The organism is Streptomyces sp. NPDC051286 (assembly GCF_044455345.1).
Lineage (GTDB): Bacteria > Actinomycetota > Actinomycetes > Streptomycetales > Streptomycetaceae > Streptomyces.
On record NZ_JBITER010000152.1, the window covers coordinates 1 to 1403 of the forward strand.

Consider the following 1403-nt stretch of genomic DNA (forward strand, 5'->3'; position numbering starts at 1 on the left):
GGGCTCTCCTGCCGTATGTGTGGGTCATTCTGTGGCGGGTTGGCGGCCGGGGAGGGTGGGGCGGTGGCCGGCGAGGGTGAGCATGACGAGGGCGATGATGGCGTCGGCGGTGTGGAAGCCGAAGCCGCGTCGGATGATCAGGCGGGTCTTGGTGTTCGTGCTCTCGATCAGTCCGTTGCTCATGCCGGTGGTCAAGGCGGCGCGGATCGCCTGATGGTGGCGGCGGATGCGGCGCTGGAGGTCGACGAAGCTGTCGATGCGGCAGCGGCGGGCCCAGCCGATCCAGCGGTCCAGAGCGGACAGGGCGGCGGTAGGCCGGGTCTTGGCCAGGGTGAATACCGCCCGGAGGGCTTCTTTCAGGCGCCAAGCGCGGTGCAGGCGGGGATCGGTGGCGGCGATCCAGGTGAGTTTCGCGGCCTGCCGATCGGTGAGGTCTGCCTCGTTCTTCCACAGCGCGAAGCGGGAGTCTTTCAGCGCCCGGGCGGTGTCAGGATCGGCGGCCTGGCGGCGGGCGCGGTTCCACGAGGCACGGCGTTCGACATCCAGGGCGTCGGTGGCCCAGGCAACCACGTGGAACGGGTCCATCACGCGCACCGCCGACGCGGCCCGGTCGGCCAGGACCTCAGCGATCCAGGCGGCGCCGTCGGCGCTGATGTGAGTGAGCCGGACGGTGCGCCGCTCCCCGAGGGCGTTGAAGAAGCGGTGCAGGACGTCCTTCCCGTGCCCGTCGGCCATCCACACCACCCTCGCGGTGTCGTGGTCCACGACGACCGTCATGTACTTCTGCCCCTTGCGGTGGCTGATCTCGTCGATGCCGATCCGTCGCAGCTCCGACAAGCGGTCGACCAACCGATCGCGGTCGGCGACATACCGCTCGACGATCGCGCTGATGGTCCGCCAGGAGGTGCGCATCAGCTGCGCAGCCGCGCTCTTGGAGCACTCGGCGGCCATCCATGCCGCCTGGGCGTCGAAGGCATGGGTATGCCCGGCGCCGTGACGGGCCCAGGGCACCGCAGCGACGGTCGTCCCGTGCTCGCGGCAGGCCACCCGCGGCGCGGCCGCCTCCAGGAACACACGCATCACGCCGTGGTCGAGGTCCCGCCACCGGCGGCGCCCCCGCCCCATGTCGTACCAGGGCGCCGGGCGCCGGCAGATCCCGCACCGCTGCCGACGGCGCGCATCGGGTCGTACCGACACGATCACGCACTGTTCGTTTTCATCGATCCGGACACCCTCGACCACCGTGTGTTCGGCCGTCAGCGTCCGCTTCCATATCCTGAAGAGGGACACGCCGTTTTCCTGCTTGATCCAACTTGGGCCTAGACACCTCAAGGATCACAGGAGGCGGCGTGTTTCCCGTATCAGGGCAGGTCAGGGCACCCACACATACGGCAGGAGAGCCC

At 69.5% G+C, this 1403-nt stretch carries 1 protein-coding gene; it reads right to left on the reverse strand.

Annotated features, from left to right (window positions below; genetic code table 11):
• Positions 1-24 precede the first annotated feature (24 nt).
• Positions 25-1290, reverse strand: coding sequence for an ISL3 family transposase (locus tag ACIBB8_RS37900; protein WP_398959965.1), 1266 nt, complete (start codon positions 1288-1290; stop codon positions 25-27).
• Positions 1291-1403 lie beyond the last annotated feature (113 nt).